Genomic DNA, 16,042 nt, shown 5'->3' with positions numbered 1-16,042 from the left:
AAATTGTTAAGGAGAGATAAGTTATGGGGAAGAGTATTTTAATTGTTGACGATGCAGCATTTATGAGGATGATGATTAAAGATATTTTATCAAAGAACGGTTATGAAATAGCTGCAGATGTTGACAATGGGTTAAAGGCAATCGAAAAATATAAGGAACTTACTCCTGATTTGGTAATAATGGATATCACTATGCCTGAAATGGATGGTGTAACAGCAGTTAGAGAAATCAAAAAAATTCATAGTGATGCCAAGATTATCATGTGCTCAGCTATGGGACAGCAGGCTATGGTTATTGAGTCAATTCAAGCAGGCGCAAGGGATTTTATAGTTAAGCCATTCCAAGCAGATCGTGTTGTTGAAGCAGTAAAGAAAGTTATTGGTTAATAAAAAACAGGCTTTAAATTGTGATATCCTGCTGAGTGCTGAGAAAGCTGTATGTTGAGGGAATTTGTTTCTATTGCCATACAACTTTTACTGATAACAGCAGGATATTTTGTAATGGATGGGTTAGTCGGGCTTGGAAAAGCATGTAAGTATTTTATATCAAAAATTACAGAGGGGCTTAATGAATTATGGGGAAGGTATTTACTGTTATACTTGCTTTTATAGTAGTTATGGTTCTATTACTTCTGACTACAAGGTATCTGGCCTATAAGTCCAAGAAAATGCTTAAAGGAAATTACATGCAGATTATTGAGACGCTTAACCTTGGCACCAGTAACAGGATTCATCTTATTAAAGTCGATAAAGAATTTTTTATTGTAGCTGCTTCAAATAAGAATATCGAATTATTATCACAAGTAAGTATAAAAGATTATCAGGAGCAAGAAATAAAAAATCCAATTTCAGAAGTTGTTGATTTTACATCAATACTGAAAAAATACACTAACGGGCTAACTTTTGGTGCAAAAAATAAAGAAAAAGTTCCTGAATCCTCACAACAGGAAAATGAGAGTGAGAATAATGTGGTATTCAGGAATAATTTAGAAAAGCTAAAAAACCTGTCTAATAGTATGAATAATCATCGGAGTGAAAATGGATAAAAAAAGGAAAATTAAAAGGTTAATAGTATTTACAGGAATTCTGGTTGTTATTTTTTGCTTAATGGGCGGACAAGCTCTCGCTGAACCAACAGTATCAGTTACTAAAGACGGAGTAAATATAGGTGCATCAACTAATCCTAAAGAGGTTTCTTCAAGTATACAGCTTCTGATAGCATTAACGGTTCTGTCAATTGCACCTTCAATACTAATTATGATGACAGGCTTTACCAGAATAATAATTATTCTGTCCTTTTTGCGAAATGCTCTTGGAACGCAGCAGATGCCGCCTAATCAGGTTTTAATAGGTTTAGCTCTCTTTATTACTCTGTTTGTTATGAGTCCTGTATTATCTGATATCAACGAAAATGCATTTCAGCCCTATACAAACGGAAAAATTACACAGCAGCAAGCCATAGATAAAAGTTCTCAAAGTATTAAAACCTGGATGGTTAAACAGATTTTCAGCAATAAAAGAGAAAAGGATTTGGAGTTATTTATGACTCTTGGGGGGCAGAAGGAACCTGTAAAGGTTCAGGATGCTTCTAAGTTGTCACTTACCATGGTTGCTCCGGCCTTTTTAATAAGTGAACTTACTGTAGCATTTAAGTTTGGATTTTTGATATTTCTTCCTTTTTTGATAATTGATATGGTTGTATCAAGTGCATTGATGTCAATGGGTATGATGATGCTTCCTCCAATAATGATTTCACTGCCTTTTAAGATATTACTTTTTGTTCTGGTGGACGGATGGTCCATGCTTACACAATCAATTATTACTAGTTTTGCCCGGTGATGAGCCGGGAGAATAAATTTGGCTTGAATATTAGTAATAGTTTTACGTTAGGGTATAGAGGGGTGGATTCTCAATGGACGAAAGCAGCATTATAAATATCGCACAAGAAGCTTTAAAAGTAATATTGTATGTATCCGCACCTATTCTGGTAATCAGTATGGTTGTCGGCTTGGTAATAAGTATCTTTCAGGCAACTACACAGATACAGGAGCAGACTTTGACCTTTGTTCCGAAAATTTTATCGGTTGTGGCTGCCATAGCACTTTTCGGCTCATGGATGTTGAGAGTATTGATAGAATATACACAGAATATATTTATAAACATTAATCAGTTTATAAAGTAATTTGGGAGTTGAGGTCATTGCAGATACCTTTTGGTATGTTGCTTAACAATGTAGAATTATTTCTGCTTATATTTGTAAGGATGACAGGACTGTTTGTAACAGCTCCCATTTTTGGAAGAAGGAACATACCTGTTTACTTTAAAGTCGGATTTGCCTTTATAACTGCTATTTTAGCTTCTAGTGTTATAAAGGTAGATCACATAATTAATACTGATAATTTTTTAATTTTTGCTTTATATATATTAAAAGAATTTTTGGTAGGTATAATAATAGGATTTGTAGCTTATGCAGTTTTTACATGTATATATCTGGCAGGACAGATTATTGACATGCAGATTGGGTTCGGAATGGTAAATGTTTTTGACCCAATGTCAAATATACAGATTCCTGTTACTGCAAATCTTTATTTTATATTGGCAATGATAATTTTTTTGGTGACTAACGGGCATCACATGCTGATTAAGGCATTATTTGAAAGCTTTCAGCTTGTTCCCTTAGGAAGCGGAGTGATAGGGCCCAAGTTTACGGACGATGTAATAGGTTTAATATCGGGCGTCTTCAGTATGGGCTTCAAAATAGCCGCTCCCGTAGTAGCCGCAATTTTTATTACCGATGTAGTTTTAGGAATTATATCAAAGACCATACCTCAAATGAATGTATTTATACTTGGTATGCCTTTGAAAATATTTTTAGGTATACTTATTGTTATGATAACAATACCTGCTTTTGTATATATAGTGACAGTTATTACTGATGACATGAATACACAGATATTCAAGTTCCTTCAGGATATGGGGAATTCCTTGAAAACATAATTATTATTTGTCGCTAAATTGGAGGATGGAATGAAAAACCCCATAACAAGCAATATATTTGAAGCAGATTGTAGGTTGGAATTAAATTATCAGCTTTTTGCATCCGGTGGTGCAGCGGATAAAACTGAGAAAGCAACTCCAAAGAAGAAAAGTGATGCAAGAAAAAAGGGCCAAGTATTTCAGAGCAGGGAAGTAACAGCATCACTAATCCTTATTGTAACTGTAGTTGCAATGAGGATATTTGGCGGTACAATTTATGCACAGCTTTCGCAGTATTTGAAAAAGACATTTAATGAATATCTCACGATTAAGGATGCAATAGATTTTAATATACTTGCAAATCTATTTATTGATGTTTTAATGGTCTTGGCAAAAACTGTGCTTCCTCTACTTTTGGTGGCTTTTCTAACAGCTTTGATTGTAAATTATGCACAGGTAGGAATTCTGTTTACTATGGAAACCTTGAAAATCAAGGGAGACAGAATAAATCCATTAAGCGGCTTTAAAAGAATTTTTTCTTTAAGGTCTGTAGTAGAGCTATTAAAGTCAATTATTAAGATAATAATTGTGGGGTGGGTAGCATACTCCTATCTCAAATCAAAAACCGAACAGGTATTAACCCTGATTGATACTGATTTGATGAGTGTTCTGATATTTATAGCGGATGCAGCATTTACCGTGGCTTTAAGAATATGTATGGCGATGGTGTTACTCGGATTTGCCGACTATCTGTATCAACGATATGACTACGAAAAGAACTTAAAAATGACTAAACAGGAAGTTAAAGAAGAATATAAACAGATGGAAGGAAATCCTGAGATTAAGTCCAAAATCAAGCAGAAGCAGCGTCAGATGTCGCTGAAGCGAATGATGCAGGATATTCCAAAGGCTGATGTAATTATAACCAATCCTACTCACTTTGCCGTGGCATTAAAGTATGATTCGGAAAAGTCGGCTGCACCTTTTGTAGTAGCAAAGGGTCAGGATTATATAGCACTTAGAATAAAGCAAATAGCCGCTGATAACAAGGTACAAATTGTTGAAAACAAGCCATTGGCAAGAACCTTGTACAGTACAGTAGACATCGGACAGGCTATTCCGCCTGATTTATACCAAGCTGTTGCGGAGATACTTGCGTTTGTATATAATTTAAAAAACGGCGGTAAGGCAGGATAGCGGCGAAGTTTTACTTATGAAAAGGGGGACAAAAAGTGGCAAAGCTTAACAATTTTTTTGTACCATTAATCGTTGTACTTGCAATTTTAAATCTTATTTTGCCAATACCCACAGGTGTGTTGGACTTTTTGCTTGCAGTAAATATAATACTTGCGGCTATTATAATGCTAAATACAATATATCTCAAAACGGCACTGGACCTATCAGTGTTTCCAACATTGATAGTCGTTACAACCATATTTCGTCTGTCACTTAATGTTACAGCCACAAAGCTTATATTGTCAAAAGGTGAAGCGGGCCATGTTATAAGAGGCTTTGGAAAATTTGTGGGAGGAAATAATCTAGTCGTTGGTTTTGTTATATTCTTTATAATTATGATAGTTAACTTCCTTGTAATTACAAAGGGTTCTGAAAGAGTTGCAGAAGTTGCAGCAAGATTTACGTTAGATGCCATGCCCGGTAAACAGATGGCTATTGATGCCGATTTGAATACAGGTCTTATAAATGATTCAGAAGCAAAAGAACGCAGAAGAAAGATACAAAGAGAAGCAGACTTTTACGGTTCCATGGATGGTGCAAGTAAATTTGTAAAAAATGATGCCATTGCAGGTATTATTATTACATTGATAAACATCACAGGCGGTATCATCATAGGAGTTGTTATGCTTGGTAAGGGTATTGGTGAAGCCTTAGAAGCATACACAATTCTGACTATTGGTGATGGTCTGGTAAGCCAGTTGCCTGCACTTATGCTGTCAACGGCTACAAGTTTCATTGTTACACGTGCAGGTGCAGATTCTGATCTTAACAAAGATGTAGTAAAGCAGTTATTCTATAATCCAAAAGTTCTTATTATAGCAGCTCTCCTCAGTATAGGTATGGCACCGTTTTTAACCCCAGTACCTTTTCTTATCCTTTCTGCAGTCTTACTTTTAGTAGCTTATAAAATTAAACAACTTCAACAAGAAGCTGATAAGGATGAAGAAGTGCAAATTCAGGAAAGTGAAGTTGAGGAAATCAGAAAACCTGAGAATGTTGTCACTCTTCTTCAAGTCGACCCTATAGAACTTGAGTTTGGTTATGGTATTATTCCTCTGGCAGATGTAAATCAGGGGGGAGATTTGCTGGATAGAGTTGTTCTAATCAGAAGACAACTGGCACTTGAACTTGGTATGATTGTACCTGTAATCAGATTAAGAGATAACATTCAGATAGGGCCAAATGAGTATATTATTAAGATAAAAGGTACTCAGGTGGCAAGGGGAGAATTGTTGTTTGACTATTTCCTTGCAATGAATTCAGGGGATGTTGATGAGGAGCTTGAGGGAATAAAAACCATAGAGCCGGCATTTGGATTGCCTGCCATATGGATTCAGGAAAATCAGAGAGACAAAGCTGAAATGCTTGGATATACGGTTGTCGATCCACCATCAATTATAGCAACACATCTTACCGAAGTTATAAAGAAACATTCATTTGAATTGCTTGGAAGACAGGAAGTACAGGCATTGGTGGATAATATCAAGCAATCTTATCCGGCTATTGTTGATGAACTTGTTCCTAAGATTATGAGCATCGGTGAGATTCAAAAGGTACTTGCAAACCTGTTGAAAGAGAATGTAACAATAAGGGATATGGTTACTATTATGGAGACTTTGGCAGATTATGCTCCTGCCACTCATGATGCTGATATGCTGACAGAATATGTGCGTCAGGCTCTTGGACGGTCAATATCGCAGAAATTCCTTAATGGAAATACAAATGTAATTACTCTGGACCCTAAGGTAGAGCAAATGATTCTGGATTCTATTCAAAAAACTGAATTCGGAGCATATCTCGCTTTGGACCCTGCTGTATCAAACACAATAATAAACAGTGTTTCAAAAAATGTTCAAAGATTAATACAACTTGGAAGTCAACCCATTATACTGGCTTCGCCTGTTGTAAGACTATATTTTAAACGTATGACAGAAAATGTAATTCCAGGTTTGGTGGTTTTATCTTATAATGAAGTTGATTCTGGGGTAGAAATACAATCAGTAGGAACAGTCAGTGTTTAACGGAGATTAATAAGAGTAATCTATTGCAAACAAAGCCGGAGGTTAACATATGAAAATAAAGCGCTATATGGGTAAAAATACACAGGAAGCTTTGCTTAAAGTAAAAATGGATCTGGGAAATGATGCCATTATATTGAGCACAAAAAAAGTAAGGCAAAAAGGCTTTAAAAAGTACTTTACCAGTCCTATGATGGAGGTAATGGCTGCAATAGATGATGATTCGGCAAAATCATCCAGAAAGGAGTTAGCCAGACCTGATAATTCCTTGGTAAACGATGTAATTCCTAAAAATATGCTGTCACAAAAAGAGGAAAAAATAACTCAGCTAGAGAATAAAGTAACTAAAATAGAGACTTTATTGGATCGTATATTAGACATTATAAAACCGGAAAACAAAAGTGCTGATGTTGCTAAAAGTGATGAAACTGCACAATTGTCGCAGGTTTTTCAGTTATTATACAATAACCTGCTTAAAAACGAAGTAGACCAGGATATTGCTCAGAAGATTATAGAAAAAGTCGCTGAGAAGAGTGATGCAAGAAATATTAATGATGCGTCAGTCGCTATGTTATCTGTTATATCTTCAATATTGGGAAAGGCAGAGCCTATCAACTTCAGACAGGACGGCAAGCCCACAGTAATATTGTTTGTAGGCCCTACCGGCGTAGGAAAGACAACTACTCTTGCCAAACTTGCTGCTTCTTTTATGTTGACTAACAATAAAAATGTGGGTTTTATAACTGCTGATACTTACAGAATAGCTGCCGTTGACCAACTGAAGACTTATGCGGAAATACTTGGGATACCGATATCAATTGCATACTCTGTAGAGGAAATTAGCAGTCAGATAGAGAATTACAGTGACAAGGATGTAATACTTATAGATACTGCGGGCTGCAGCTACCGGGATAAGCAAAAGTTTGAGGAATTACAAAAAATAATAGAAGTCTGCAATGCAGATGAAGTATTCCTTGTACTTAGTGCAACGGTAAGCTCAAAAAACTGCAGAGATATTATAAAAAATTATGGATTTATACCAAATTACAGACTTATCTTTACAAAGCTTGATGAAACGCCGGTTTATGGTAGTATACTAAATACAAAATGCTATTCGGATAAACCACTGGCGTATATAACTAACGGACAAAATGTACCCGATGATATAGAAGTGGTAAACACAGATAAGATATCAAAAAACCTACTGGGGAGTATAACATAATATGATAGATCAAGCTGATAAGTTAAGGCAGATAGTTAACAATCTTAATAAGACGGAAAACCCGCAGCAGCCTCAAAACTTAGCAGAACATAAGCGTGCGAAGGTTATTACTGTCACCAGCGGAAAAGGTGGAGTTGGCAAAACAAACGTCACTGTTAACCTTGCAATAGCTCTTAGTCAAAGAGGTTATAGAGTAGTAATTATTGATGCTGATTTAGGGTTATCTAATATAGACGTCATATTTGGAATAGTACCTAAATACACCATGTTGGATTGTATTAAAAATGGAAAGGGTTTATTGGATATACTGTGCGACGGGCCGGGAAATATAAAATTTATCTCCGGAGGGTCAGGAGTACTGGAACTAATTAATCTTGACAAAAGTTCTTTGGAAATTTTTATGGCAAATATGTCATTACTTGATCATATTGCTGATTATATATTAATAGATACAGGTGCGGGTTTATCTGATACTGTTATGAATTTTGTAATGTCTGCGGACGAAGTTGTTCTCGTTGTAACACCGGAGCCCACGTCAATTACTGATGCTTATGCATTAGTAAAGACTGTATCAAATATTAAAAAGGACTGCGCTATAAATGTATTGATAAACAGAGCTGAAAGTGAGCAAGAGGCCAGGAATGTATATAATAACTTTGCAATGGTTTCAGAAAAATTTTTAGGTATGAAGCTTCAATCTTTGGGCTATTTGCCCTTTGACCAGATGTTAATAAAATCAGTAAAGCTTCAGAAACCATATTTGTTAAGCTATCCTAAAAATTATACCAGCAAGTTGTTTATAGAACTTGCTGATGCACTTATAAAAAACGACATAAATCAGCAAAAAAATACACAATCTGGCATTAAAGGTTTTCTGAACCGTTTTGTTGGGTTGTTTACTCATTGATAAGAGAGTATACTATAATTAGGTAGGATTATTTTGGTATGTTTTATAATTTTAACGGGGAAAAAATAAAAAAATTGGCTACAAAGACATTAAGAAGATAATAGGATAGTAGTAGGTCAGCAATAAAACTTCTAATAAAAGGCTGAGGTAACCAATGAGTTTAAATTTGAAAAAGAACAATCCAATAAAGGTATTGATTGTAGATGATTCTGCATTTATGAGAAAAGTGTTATCAGACATGCTTAACTCAGATAATTCTATTTCTGTTGTTGGTACTGCTGTCGATGGTAAGGATGCACTAGAAAAAATACATCATTTGCATCCTGATGTGGTAACTTTGGATGTAGACATGCCCGTTATGGACGGAATTAACTGTTTAAGACAAATTATGCAGAGAATTCCAAAACCCGTAATAATGTTTGGAAGTGAAACAGAGTATGGTACTGAAATGACCATAAGAGCACTGGATGAAGGTGCAGTTGATTTTGTTGTAAAGCCAAAAAATATATTTGAAATTAAAAATGATTATAAACGAAATGAAATAATAGAAAAAATTATTATAGCTAAAAATATTAAGCTAAAATCTATTCAGAAAAAGACGATAGATAATGATAAAAGAGTGAACTCAAAAAGCACAAGGCCTGTAAAGAATATTATAGCAATAGGCTGTTCTACAGGCGGACCAAAGGCATTGCAAACGGTTATACCTTATTTGCCGAGAGATATGTCTATAGCAGTTCTGGTTGTTCAGCACATGCCTCCCGGTTTTACCAAGTCTCTTGCAGAAAGATTGGATAGTAAGAGTGACTTGATAGTTAAAGAAGCAACCCATAGAGAAAAAGTACTTGAGGGTTATGCATATATAGCACCTGGGGACTCACACATGAAGATTCAAACAGCTGCGAATGGTGATATAATTATTAATTTGGACAAATCTCCTCCTGTTGGAGGACATAGACCATCAGTAGACGTTATGATGACTTCTTTGTCGGAAACCGGGCTAGAAAATATAATCGGTGTTATTCTGACAGGTATGGGTGCTGATGGGAGTATAGGAATTAAAAAATTAAAGGAAGTAAATAAAAGTTTTATAATAGCCCAAGACGAAGAAACAAGCGTAGTTTATGGAATGCCTAAAATGGCAGTACAAACCGGAGCAGTAGACAAAATAGTATCACTTGATAAAATTCCAAGTGAAATAATCCAATATTTGGGGGTGCGTTAAAATGGATATGAGTCAGTATTTACAAATATTCATAGAGGAAGCAAAAGAACACGTTCAGAGTTTGAATGAATGTCTTTTGCAGATAGAAAAGGATCCTGAGGATAAAGATGTCTTAAACGAGATTTTCAGGGTAGCACATACACTTAAAGGAATGGCAGGAACCATGGGCTATACAAAAATGACAAAGTTAACCCATGATATGGAAAATGTTCTTCATGCTATCAGAAACGATGAAATCAAGGTTACTTCAGACCTTGTCGATGTATTATTCAAGTGTCTGGATGCCCTTGAGAACTATGTAAATAGTGTAGTTAATACCGGCGGCGAGGGTGATAAGGAATATAAAAATGTAATTGACGCTCTTAACGAGATACTTGCAAATAAGGGTACTGTAAAAACTCCAGAGAAAACAAGAACAGCAGCAGAGAAGACAGAACAGCCTGTAAATGAAGGTAAATATATAACTGCCCAATTGCAACTGGATGAGTTTGAGAAAAATGCAGTCAATAAAGCAAAGGATATGGGCATCAATGCATTAAAGATTACTCTGGTACTTAATAGCGGTTGCTTGCTGAAATCAGCCAGAGCATTCATATTGTTCCAGACGTTGGAGAGATATGGTGAAATTATTAAGTCACAGCCTTCAGTACAGGATATTGAAGATGAGAAATTTGATAATGAATTCACAGTGATTGTGGTATCGAAGGAAAATGAACAGCTCTTTGCAAAGGAATTGAATTCCATAGCAGAGGTTGATGAAGTAATTATTACAACTCTTGATAAGTTTGATTCTGAAACTTCCTCTACAGTTGAAGACGCAAATAAACCTGTTTCTGAGACAAAAGCCAGTGAAACTGTACCAGATGCTCAAAAACATGCGGCTGATAGTCAGGAAGCTGCAAAACCAAATGCCAATAACGCTCCTAAAAAAACACAGAGAACAGTCAGAGTTGATATAGACAGACTTGATGTTTTAATGAATCTGGTTGGAGAACTTATAATAACAAAGACAAGACTTGAAGGAACTGATATAACCCAAAAACCTCAGGAATACCATGAAACTCTTGAATACCTCGAAAGAATAACAACTAATCTCAATGACGCTGTAATGAAGGTAAGAATGGTTCCTGTTGAGACTGTATTTAATCGTTTCCCTAGAATGATAAGAGATATTGCAAAGGATTTGGGAAAAGAAATAGAATTGAAAATGTCGGGTGAGGAGACAGAACTTGATAGAACTGTTATTGATGAAATCGGAGATCCTCTAATCCACTTGCTCAGAAATTCCTGCGACCACGGTCTGGAATCTGCCGAGAAAAGAAAAGAACTTGGTAAGTCTGAAATAGGAAGAATCAACCTTATAGCATATCAGTCAGGAAATAACGTATTAATTGAGGTTGAAGATGATGGTGCCGGCATAAATATTGATAAGATAAAAAATAAAGCTGTAGAAAACGGTATAATCACTAAAGAAGCTGCTAATTCCATGACTCAGCAGGATGCTATAGAGCTTCTATTCAGACCAAGTTTCAGCACTGCTGACAAGATTACTGGATTGTCGGGAAGAGGTGTGGGTCTTGACGTAGTTAAAACCAAGATTGAGCAGCTTGGCGGTACAGTAGAAGTTGAAACACAAAGCGGTAGAGGCAGTAAATTTATTATTAAATTGCCGCTGACTCTTGCAATATATCAGGCATTATTGGTAAATGTAGGCGGAGAGAAATATGCTATACCGTTAGGTGCAATTTATCAGATATACAATTGGTCTGCTGAGGATGTTAAAACTGTTCAGGGACAGGAAGTTATATTGCTTCGTAATATGGTAGTGCCTATCACAAGACTTGCTGATTCTTTAGAGGTTCCGAATCGCAATGAGCAGGCTAACCAGAAGCAGTTAAAGATTGTAATTGTCAGAAAAGGTGAAAAGCTTACAGGACTTGTTGTTGACAGCGTTATAGGACAACAGGAAATAGTTATTAAGTCCTTGGGTAAACTCTTGACCGGAATTAAGTATTTAGCAGGAGCTACAATACTTGGAGACGGAAATGTGGCATTAATAGTTGATGTAAATTCCATTACTTGATAATAATACTATAATTTGTATATGAGAATTTTGGACAGGAATTCGCTAATAAAATAATAAAGTGGCGCGGACATAAAGATACTCTATGCAGGTACCTTAGTCTGTGGCGGAAATGGAGATAAATATGGCTGATTTACAACTTCAAGAATTTGAAACAAAACAGTTTATTGTATTTAGTCTCGGAGATGAGCGTTTTGGTATTGACTCTTTAAAAATTACTACTATAGACAGAATGAAAACAATAACGAGAGTACCTAAAACACCACCGTATATTAAGGGTGTTATAAATCTAAGGGGAGATATAATTCCTGTAATGGATTTAAGATTGAAATTCAATCTTCCGGTAGCAGAAGAGACGGAAGAAACACGTATAATAATTTTGAAGCTTGAAGAAGTTTCCATAGGGGTTATAGTTGATCAGGTGCTTCAAACAATACAGTTGGGCGGTGACTCCATTGAGAGTGCTGCGAGTTTGATGAATAGTACTATTGCGGACTATATATTCGGAATTGGTAAAGTTGACGGAGAAATTGTAACACTTCTGAATTTCGATAAGCTTGTTAAAATATAATTGTTTAAATATAAAAATAGGAGTATGAGTGATGTCAATTAGTTTTGATGAATTAAACAATATTCAGATGGATGTGCTTAGAGAGATTGGAAATATAGGCGCAGGAAATGCAGTAACTTCTTTGGCCAAAATGATAGACAAAAAAGTGGATATGGCTGTACCCGAAGTTAAAATAATGGGATTTGACAGGGTTAGTCAGATTCTTGGCGGTGAAGAAATGCTTGTTGTTGGAATCTTGCTTAATGTAACCGGAGATTTAACGGGTAATATGATGTTTATTTTGGACATTAATGCTGCAAGAAAACTGGTAAATATATTACTGGGTTCCAATGATGAAACTAATCTGGATTTTAATGAATTGGAGTTATCTGCACTAAAGGAAATCGGTAACATACTAACGGCATCATATCTTTCAGCATTGGCTGGCTTAACAAACTTAAAAATATTGCCTTCTGTACCGGAACTGGCTATAGACATGGCAGGTGCTATACTGAGCGTACCGGCAATTGAGTTTGGAAAGGTCGGCGATTCGGTATTATATATAGAGACTGAGTTTAGTGAGGGTATTACAAGGGTTTTTGGAGACTTTCTACTGATACCTGATGTTGAATCATACGAGGTACTATTAAGAGCATTGGGAGTTATAGAATAATGGATATTGAAATTATAAAGGTCGGTATGGCTGACCTTAATTCATCGCGTCATCCTTGTATGATAACCACACTGGGTCTTGGTTCATGTGTGGGGGTTGCTCTGTATGATTCTACAGCAAAAGTAGCCGGATTAGCACACGTTATGCTGCCAAGCAGCGAACAGGCAAAGAACAACAGTAATATTGCCAAATTTGCTGATACGGCTATAGTAAAATTAGTAGATGATATGATAAAACTTGGAGCAAGGAAGGACAGAATAGTAGCAAAATTAGCAGGTGGAGCCCAAATGTTCGTATTCAATCAAAGTTCGGACTTAATGAGAATAGGATACAGAAATGTGGTTGCATCAAAGGAAAAACTCAAATTATTAAATATTCCCATCATATCGGAGGATACGGGAGGAAACTACGGACGCACCATAGAACTGTATTCCGATGATGGGAGACTAATGATAAAAACAATCGGTTTTGGAATAAAACAAATATAAGCTACTATTTTGTTTTACAACTGAGGTGTAAGAATGGAGACAATCATGAAAATACCGTTTCTATTTGCATTACTTGCAGCTATTATAACGGGATTAATCGGTATTAGCAATAACAGAAGTGTAAATCAGACTTGTATATATATGATGATTGCAATGGTAATATTTTATTTCATAGGGACACTATTAAAAGCAACTATTACTGGCATTGTAGAAGAACAAAACAAGTTGAAGGCTCAAGCTGAAAGGGAAAAGAAGGAAAAGGAAAATCAGGAGAGATTAAGAATAGAAAGAGAAAAGGCAGAAAAATTGGGCAAAGAGCAACATTTAGGTAAAAACCTGGATTTAGTTGCAGATAGCAATCTAGACGATGGCTTTACTCCACTAGATTTATCACAGGCAGTGAGGACTAGAATGAAAGAGTAACTTTAGTGATATTTATAGTAAGATACTAATTGGAGGACTAACATGTTTAGCGAAAGTACTAATCAGCTGTGGAAACAGTATATTGAAAATAAAGAGGCTGCTGCAAAAGAAAAGCTAATAATTCAATATGCATACCTGATAAAGTATGTTGCAGGAAGGTTAAGTATATATTTTGGTTCCAATGTGGAATTTGATGATTTAGTTGGATACGGAGCATTTGGACTTATTGATGCAATAGAAAAATATGATCTCGCTAAGGGTGTTAAATTTGAAACATATGCCTCTTTAAGAATAAGAGGTTCAATTATAGATAGCATACGTGATATGGATTGGGTTCCCAGATCACTTAGGCAAAAAAACAAGGAACTCGAAAAAGTATATGCTGAAATAGAAAATGAAAAAGGCCATACTGCAACCGATAAAGAAGTTGCCGAAAAAATGGGATTAGGTATGGACGATTTTTATAAATTATTAAATGATGTAAATGTGTCCTCAATGATGTCTCTTGACGAGTTCATGGAACAGAACTACGAGAGAGGGCTGGAAATATTCAGTGAAAGTACAGAGGACAAACCGGAAGCTTCTCTGGAATTTAATGAAATGAAGCAACTTCTTGCAGATTCTATAGATAAATTACCTGAGAAAGAAAAAGCAGTAATTACATTCTATTATTTTGAAGAACTGACTTTAAAGGAAATAAGTGCTATAATGAGTGTAACTGAATCGAGAATTTCTCAGTTGCATACAAAAGCACTTCTTAGAATGAAGGGAAAGCTGTTTAGGCATAGGATAATGCTTGAATCGTAAAGGAGAAAATATGGTAGAACAAAAAGACTTGAAAATTTTGGTTACAGTTTCACCAGACGAGCTAAAAGCTTTTATAACACTTTACAACACCGGAGATAATATAGCAATTAAAAAAGAAGATATTATCGGTGCTCTTGACAGTCAAAGAGTAGTTTTTGGAATCAAGGAAGATATAATATCATATCTTGTTGAAAGCCCATTGTATAATGAAGCCTTTTGTGTAGCCGAAGGAATAGCACCACAAAACGGCAAAAATGGAATGGTTACATATCATTTTAATACTGATGTTAATAAAACTCCAACCCTAATGGAGGATGGCAGGATAAATTACAGAGAGTTAAATCTCATTCAGTCAGTAAAGGAGGGGCAGGTACTTTGCTCATTGGTTCCTCCTGTAAAAGGAGTAGAAGGAAAAACCGTTAAAGGGAGAGTTGTTTCTGCTGTAAACGGTAAACCTGCGGTGCTCCCAAGAGGCAAAAATGTTGCAATATCTGAGGATGGACAAAGTCTTGTTGCAACAACAGCGGGAGAGGTTGAATATCTGGATGCTACGAAAGTAAGCGTTTATACAAACCATGAAGTTCCTGCTGATGTAGATAATTCAACAGGAAATGTAAGTTTTGTAGGAAGCGTTATTATAAAGGGAAATGTTTTATCAGGTTTCTCAGTAGAAGCTGGTGGAAATGTTGAAGTATTTGGGGTTGTTGAAGGTGCAACAATAAAAGCAGGCGGGAATATTATATTACGGCGAGGAATGCAGGGTATGGGTAAAGGAACACTCATTGCCGGCGGTGATATAGTTGCCAGATACATAGAATACAGCAGCATAGAAGCAAGTAACAATATTCAGGCGGAAGCCATAATGCACAGTAACGTAAAATGCGGAAACAAGCTTGAGCTTACCGGAAACAAGGGACTTCTGGTGGGAGGCACCTGTAAGGTCGGCAACATTGTAGTTGCAAAGGTTATTGGATCACATATGGCTACAATTACAGATGTTGAAGTAGGTGTAGATCCTTCTGTAAGAGAAAGATATAAAAATGCAAGAGAAGAAATAGTTTCAATGGAAAGTGACATAAAAAAGGCTGATCAGGCAATAACAATATTACGCAAAATGGAAAGTGCGGGTGTATTGACTCCGGATAAGCAGGAAATTTTAACAAAGAGTGTCCGGACAAAAGTATATTTATCAACAAAGATTCAGGAAGTAAAACAGGAAATTTCTATTTTGGATGAAAAGTTGCAACAGGAAGGCAATGGCAAGATACGTGCACTAAGTTTTATTTATCCCGGAGTAAAGGTTTCAATAGGAACATGTATGATGTATGTAAAAGAACCTCTTCAATACTGTACCTTGTACAGAGACGGAGCAGATGTACGTGTTGGAGCTATTGACAAGTAATAAGAGGCTGGCTAATGCTCTTTCCATATGCTT

17 protein-coding genes are annotated in these 16,042 nt (G+C 36.0%); all 17 read left to right on the top strand.

The genetic code is table 11. The annotated features are described in order from the left end of the window. Positions 1–23 precede the first annotated feature (23 nt). The 17 genes from P0092_RS13745 to P0092_RS13665 all read left to right on the top strand — a co-directional run bounded on the left by P0092_RS13745 (position 24) and on the right by P0092_RS13665 (position 16,009). Positions 24–386, top strand: coding sequence for a response regulator (locus tag P0092_RS13745; protein WP_004621994.1), 363 nt, complete (start codon positions 24–26; stop codon positions 384–386). 188 nt (positions 387–574) lie between these two features. Next, positions 575–1,045 carry a flagellar biosynthetic protein FliO gene (locus tag P0092_RS13740; RefSeq protein WP_276186933.1) on the top strand — a complete coding sequence of 157 codons (471 nt, stop codon included), beginning with the start codon at positions 575–577 and terminating at the stop codon, positions 1,043–1,045. Then, a complete protein-coding gene (gene fliP, locus P0092_RS13735; RefSeq protein WP_276186932.1) occupies positions 1,038–1,838 on the top strand; it encodes a flagellar type III secretion system pore protein FliP in 801 nt (266 codons plus the stop codon). The genes P0092_RS13740 and fliP overlap by 8 nt, the downstream gene beginning before the upstream one ends. 73 nt (positions 1,839–1,911) lie before the next feature. Then, positions 1,912–2,181 carry a flagellar biosynthesis protein FliQ gene (gene fliQ, locus P0092_RS13730; protein WP_004621987.1) on the top strand — a complete coding sequence of 90 codons (270 nt, stop codon included), beginning with the start codon at positions 1,912–1,914 and terminating at the stop codon, positions 2,179–2,181. A 35-nt stretch (positions 2,182–2,216) separates the two neighbouring features. Further along, entirely contained in the window at positions 2,217–2,996 is a 780-nt protein-coding gene (fliR, locus tag P0092_RS13725; RefSeq protein ID WP_479692161.1) for a flagellar biosynthetic protein FliR, read from the top strand. A 30-nt stretch (positions 2,997–3,026) separates the two neighbouring features. Beyond that, the gene (gene flhB / locus P0092_RS13720) at positions 3,027–4,172 is read left to right on the top strand and encodes a flagellar biosynthesis protein FlhB (protein WP_004621985.1); all 1,146 of its coding nucleotides are present in this window, start codon (positions 3,027–3,029) and stop codon (positions 4,170–4,172) included. 35 nt (positions 4,173–4,207) lie between these two features. Next, the gene (gene flhA, locus P0092_RS13715) at positions 4,208–6,232 is read left to right on the top strand and encodes a flagellar biosynthesis protein FlhA (protein WP_004621983.1); all 2,025 of its coding nucleotides are present in this window, start codon (positions 4,208–4,210) and stop codon (positions 6,230–6,232) included. Between the two features lie 49 nt (positions 6,233–6,281). Beyond that, positions 6,282–7,451 carry a flagellar biosynthesis GTPase FlhF gene (flhF, locus tag P0092_RS13710; protein WP_276186931.1) on the top strand — a complete coding sequence of 390 codons (1,170 nt, stop codon included), beginning with the start codon at positions 6,282–6,284 and terminating at the stop codon, positions 7,449–7,451. 1 nt (position 7,452) lies between these two features. After that, the gene (locus P0092_RS13705; protein ID WP_004621976.1) at positions 7,453–8,358 is read left to right on the top strand and encodes a MinD/ParA family protein; all 906 of its coding nucleotides are present in this window, start codon (positions 7,453–7,455) and stop codon (positions 8,356–8,358) included. 154 nt (positions 8,359–8,512) lie between these two features. Then, positions 8,513–9,583 (top strand): protein-glutamate methylesterase/protein-glutamine glutaminase, encoded by a 1,071-nt coding sequence (locus tag P0092_RS13700; protein WP_004621974.1) that lies wholly within the window; start codon positions 8,513–8,515, stop codon positions 9,581–9,583. A 1-nt stretch (position 9,584) separates the two neighbouring features. Beyond that, positions 9,585–11,666 carry a chemotaxis protein CheA gene (locus P0092_RS13695; protein WP_004621973.1) on the top strand — a complete coding sequence of 694 codons (2,082 nt, stop codon included), beginning with the start codon at positions 9,585–9,587 and terminating at the stop codon, positions 11,664–11,666. A gap of 124 nt (positions 11,667–11,790) precedes the next feature. Further along, on the top strand, positions 11,791–12,237 hold the full coding sequence (locus P0092_RS13690; protein ID WP_004621970.1) for a chemotaxis protein CheW: 447 nt from the start codon (positions 11,791–11,793) through the stop codon (positions 12,235–12,237). A gap of 31 nt (positions 12,238–12,268) precedes the next feature. Continuing rightward, entirely contained in the window at positions 12,269–12,889 is a 621-nt protein-coding gene (locus tag P0092_RS13685) for a chemotaxis protein CheC (RefSeq protein ID WP_004621968.1), read from the top strand. Then, positions 12,889–13,377, top strand: coding sequence for a chemotaxis protein CheD (locus tag P0092_RS13680; RefSeq protein ID WP_004621966.1), 489 nt, complete (start codon positions 12,889–12,891; stop codon positions 13,375–13,377). Before P0092_RS13685 ends, P0092_RS13680 begins: the two co-directional genes overlap by 1 nt. 33 nt (positions 13,378–13,410) lie before the next feature. Continuing rightward, complete coding sequence (locus P0092_RS13675) at positions 13,411–13,800, top strand: nucleotide exchange factor GrpE (protein ID WP_004621964.1); 390 nt, start codon at positions 13,411–13,413, stop codon at positions 13,798–13,800. 42 nt (positions 13,801–13,842) lie between these two features. After that, a complete protein-coding gene (locus P0092_RS13670) occupies positions 13,843–14,607 on the top strand; it encodes a FliA/WhiG family RNA polymerase sigma factor (protein ID WP_004621961.1) in 765 nt (254 codons plus the stop codon). 10 nt (positions 14,608–14,617) lie between these two features. Continuing rightward, a complete protein-coding gene (locus tag P0092_RS13665; protein ID WP_004621959.1) occupies positions 14,618–16,009 on the top strand; it encodes a DUF342 domain-containing protein in 1,392 nt (463 codons plus the stop codon). Positions 16,010–16,042 lie beyond the last annotated feature (33 nt).

This window comes from Ruminiclostridium papyrosolvens DSM 2782 (assembly GCF_029318685.1).
Lineage (GTDB): Bacteria > Bacillota > Clostridia > Acetivibrionales > DSM-1351 > Ruminiclostridium > Ruminiclostridium papyrosolvens.
Note: the sequence above shows the minus strand (reverse complement) of the source record. Positions and strands in the feature narration are given on the sequence as shown.

Bases quoted from the DNA above. Each gene is read 5' to 3' on its own strand.
- P0092_RS13665 (WP_004621959.1), top strand. From the start codon at position 14,618: ATGGTAGAACAAAAAGACTTGAAAATTTTGGTTACAGTTTCACCAGAC.
- fliP (WP_276186932.1), top strand. From the start codon at position 1,038: ATGGATAAAAAAAGGAAAATTAAAAGGTTAATAGTATTTACAGGAATT.
- P0092_RS13675 (WP_004621964.1), top strand. From the start codon at position 13,411: ATGGAGACAATCATGAAAATACCGTTTCTATTTGCATTACTTGCAGCT.
- P0092_RS13705 (WP_004621976.1), top strand. From the start codon at position 7,453: ATGATAGATCAAGCTGATAAGTTAAGGCAGATAGTTAACAATCTTAAT.
- P0092_RS13670 (WP_004621961.1), top strand. From the start codon at position 13,843: ATGTTTAGCGAAAGTACTAATCAGCTGTGGAAACAGTATATTGAAAAT.
- P0092_RS13700 (WP_004621974.1), top strand. From the start codon at position 8,513: ATGAGTTTAAATTTGAAAAAGAACAATCCAATAAAGGTATTGATTGTA.
- fliR (WP_479692161.1), top strand. From the start codon at position 2,217: ATGTTGCTTAACAATGTAGAATTATTTCTGCTTATATTTGTAAGGATG.
- flhB (WP_004621985.1), top strand. From the start codon at position 3,027: ATGAAAAACCCCATAACAAGCAATATATTTGAAGCAGATTGTAGGTTG.
- fliQ (WP_004621987.1), top strand. From the start codon at position 1,912: ATGGACGAAAGCAGCATTATAAATATCGCACAAGAAGCTTTAAAAGTA.
- P0092_RS13745 (WP_004621994.1), top strand. From the start codon at position 24: ATGGGGAAGAGTATTTTAATTGTTGACGATGCAGCATTTATGAGGATG.
- P0092_RS13685 (WP_004621968.1), top strand. From the start codon at position 12,269: ATGTCAATTAGTTTTGATGAATTAAACAATATTCAGATGGATGTGCTT.
- P0092_RS13695 (WP_004621973.1), top strand. From the start codon at position 9,585: ATGGATATGAGTCAGTATTTACAAATATTCATAGAGGAAGCAAAAGAA.
- P0092_RS13690 (WP_004621970.1), top strand. From the start codon at position 11,791: ATGGCTGATTTACAACTTCAAGAATTTGAAACAAAACAGTTTATTGTA.
- P0092_RS13740 (WP_276186933.1), top strand. From the start codon at position 575: ATGGGGAAGGTATTTACTGTTATACTTGCTTTTATAGTAGTTATGGTT.
- flhF (WP_276186931.1), top strand. From the start codon at position 6,282: ATGAAAATAAAGCGCTATATGGGTAAAAATACACAGGAAGCTTTGCTT.
- P0092_RS13680 (WP_004621966.1), top strand. From the start codon at position 12,889: ATGGATATTGAAATTATAAAGGTCGGTATGGCTGACCTTAATTCATCG.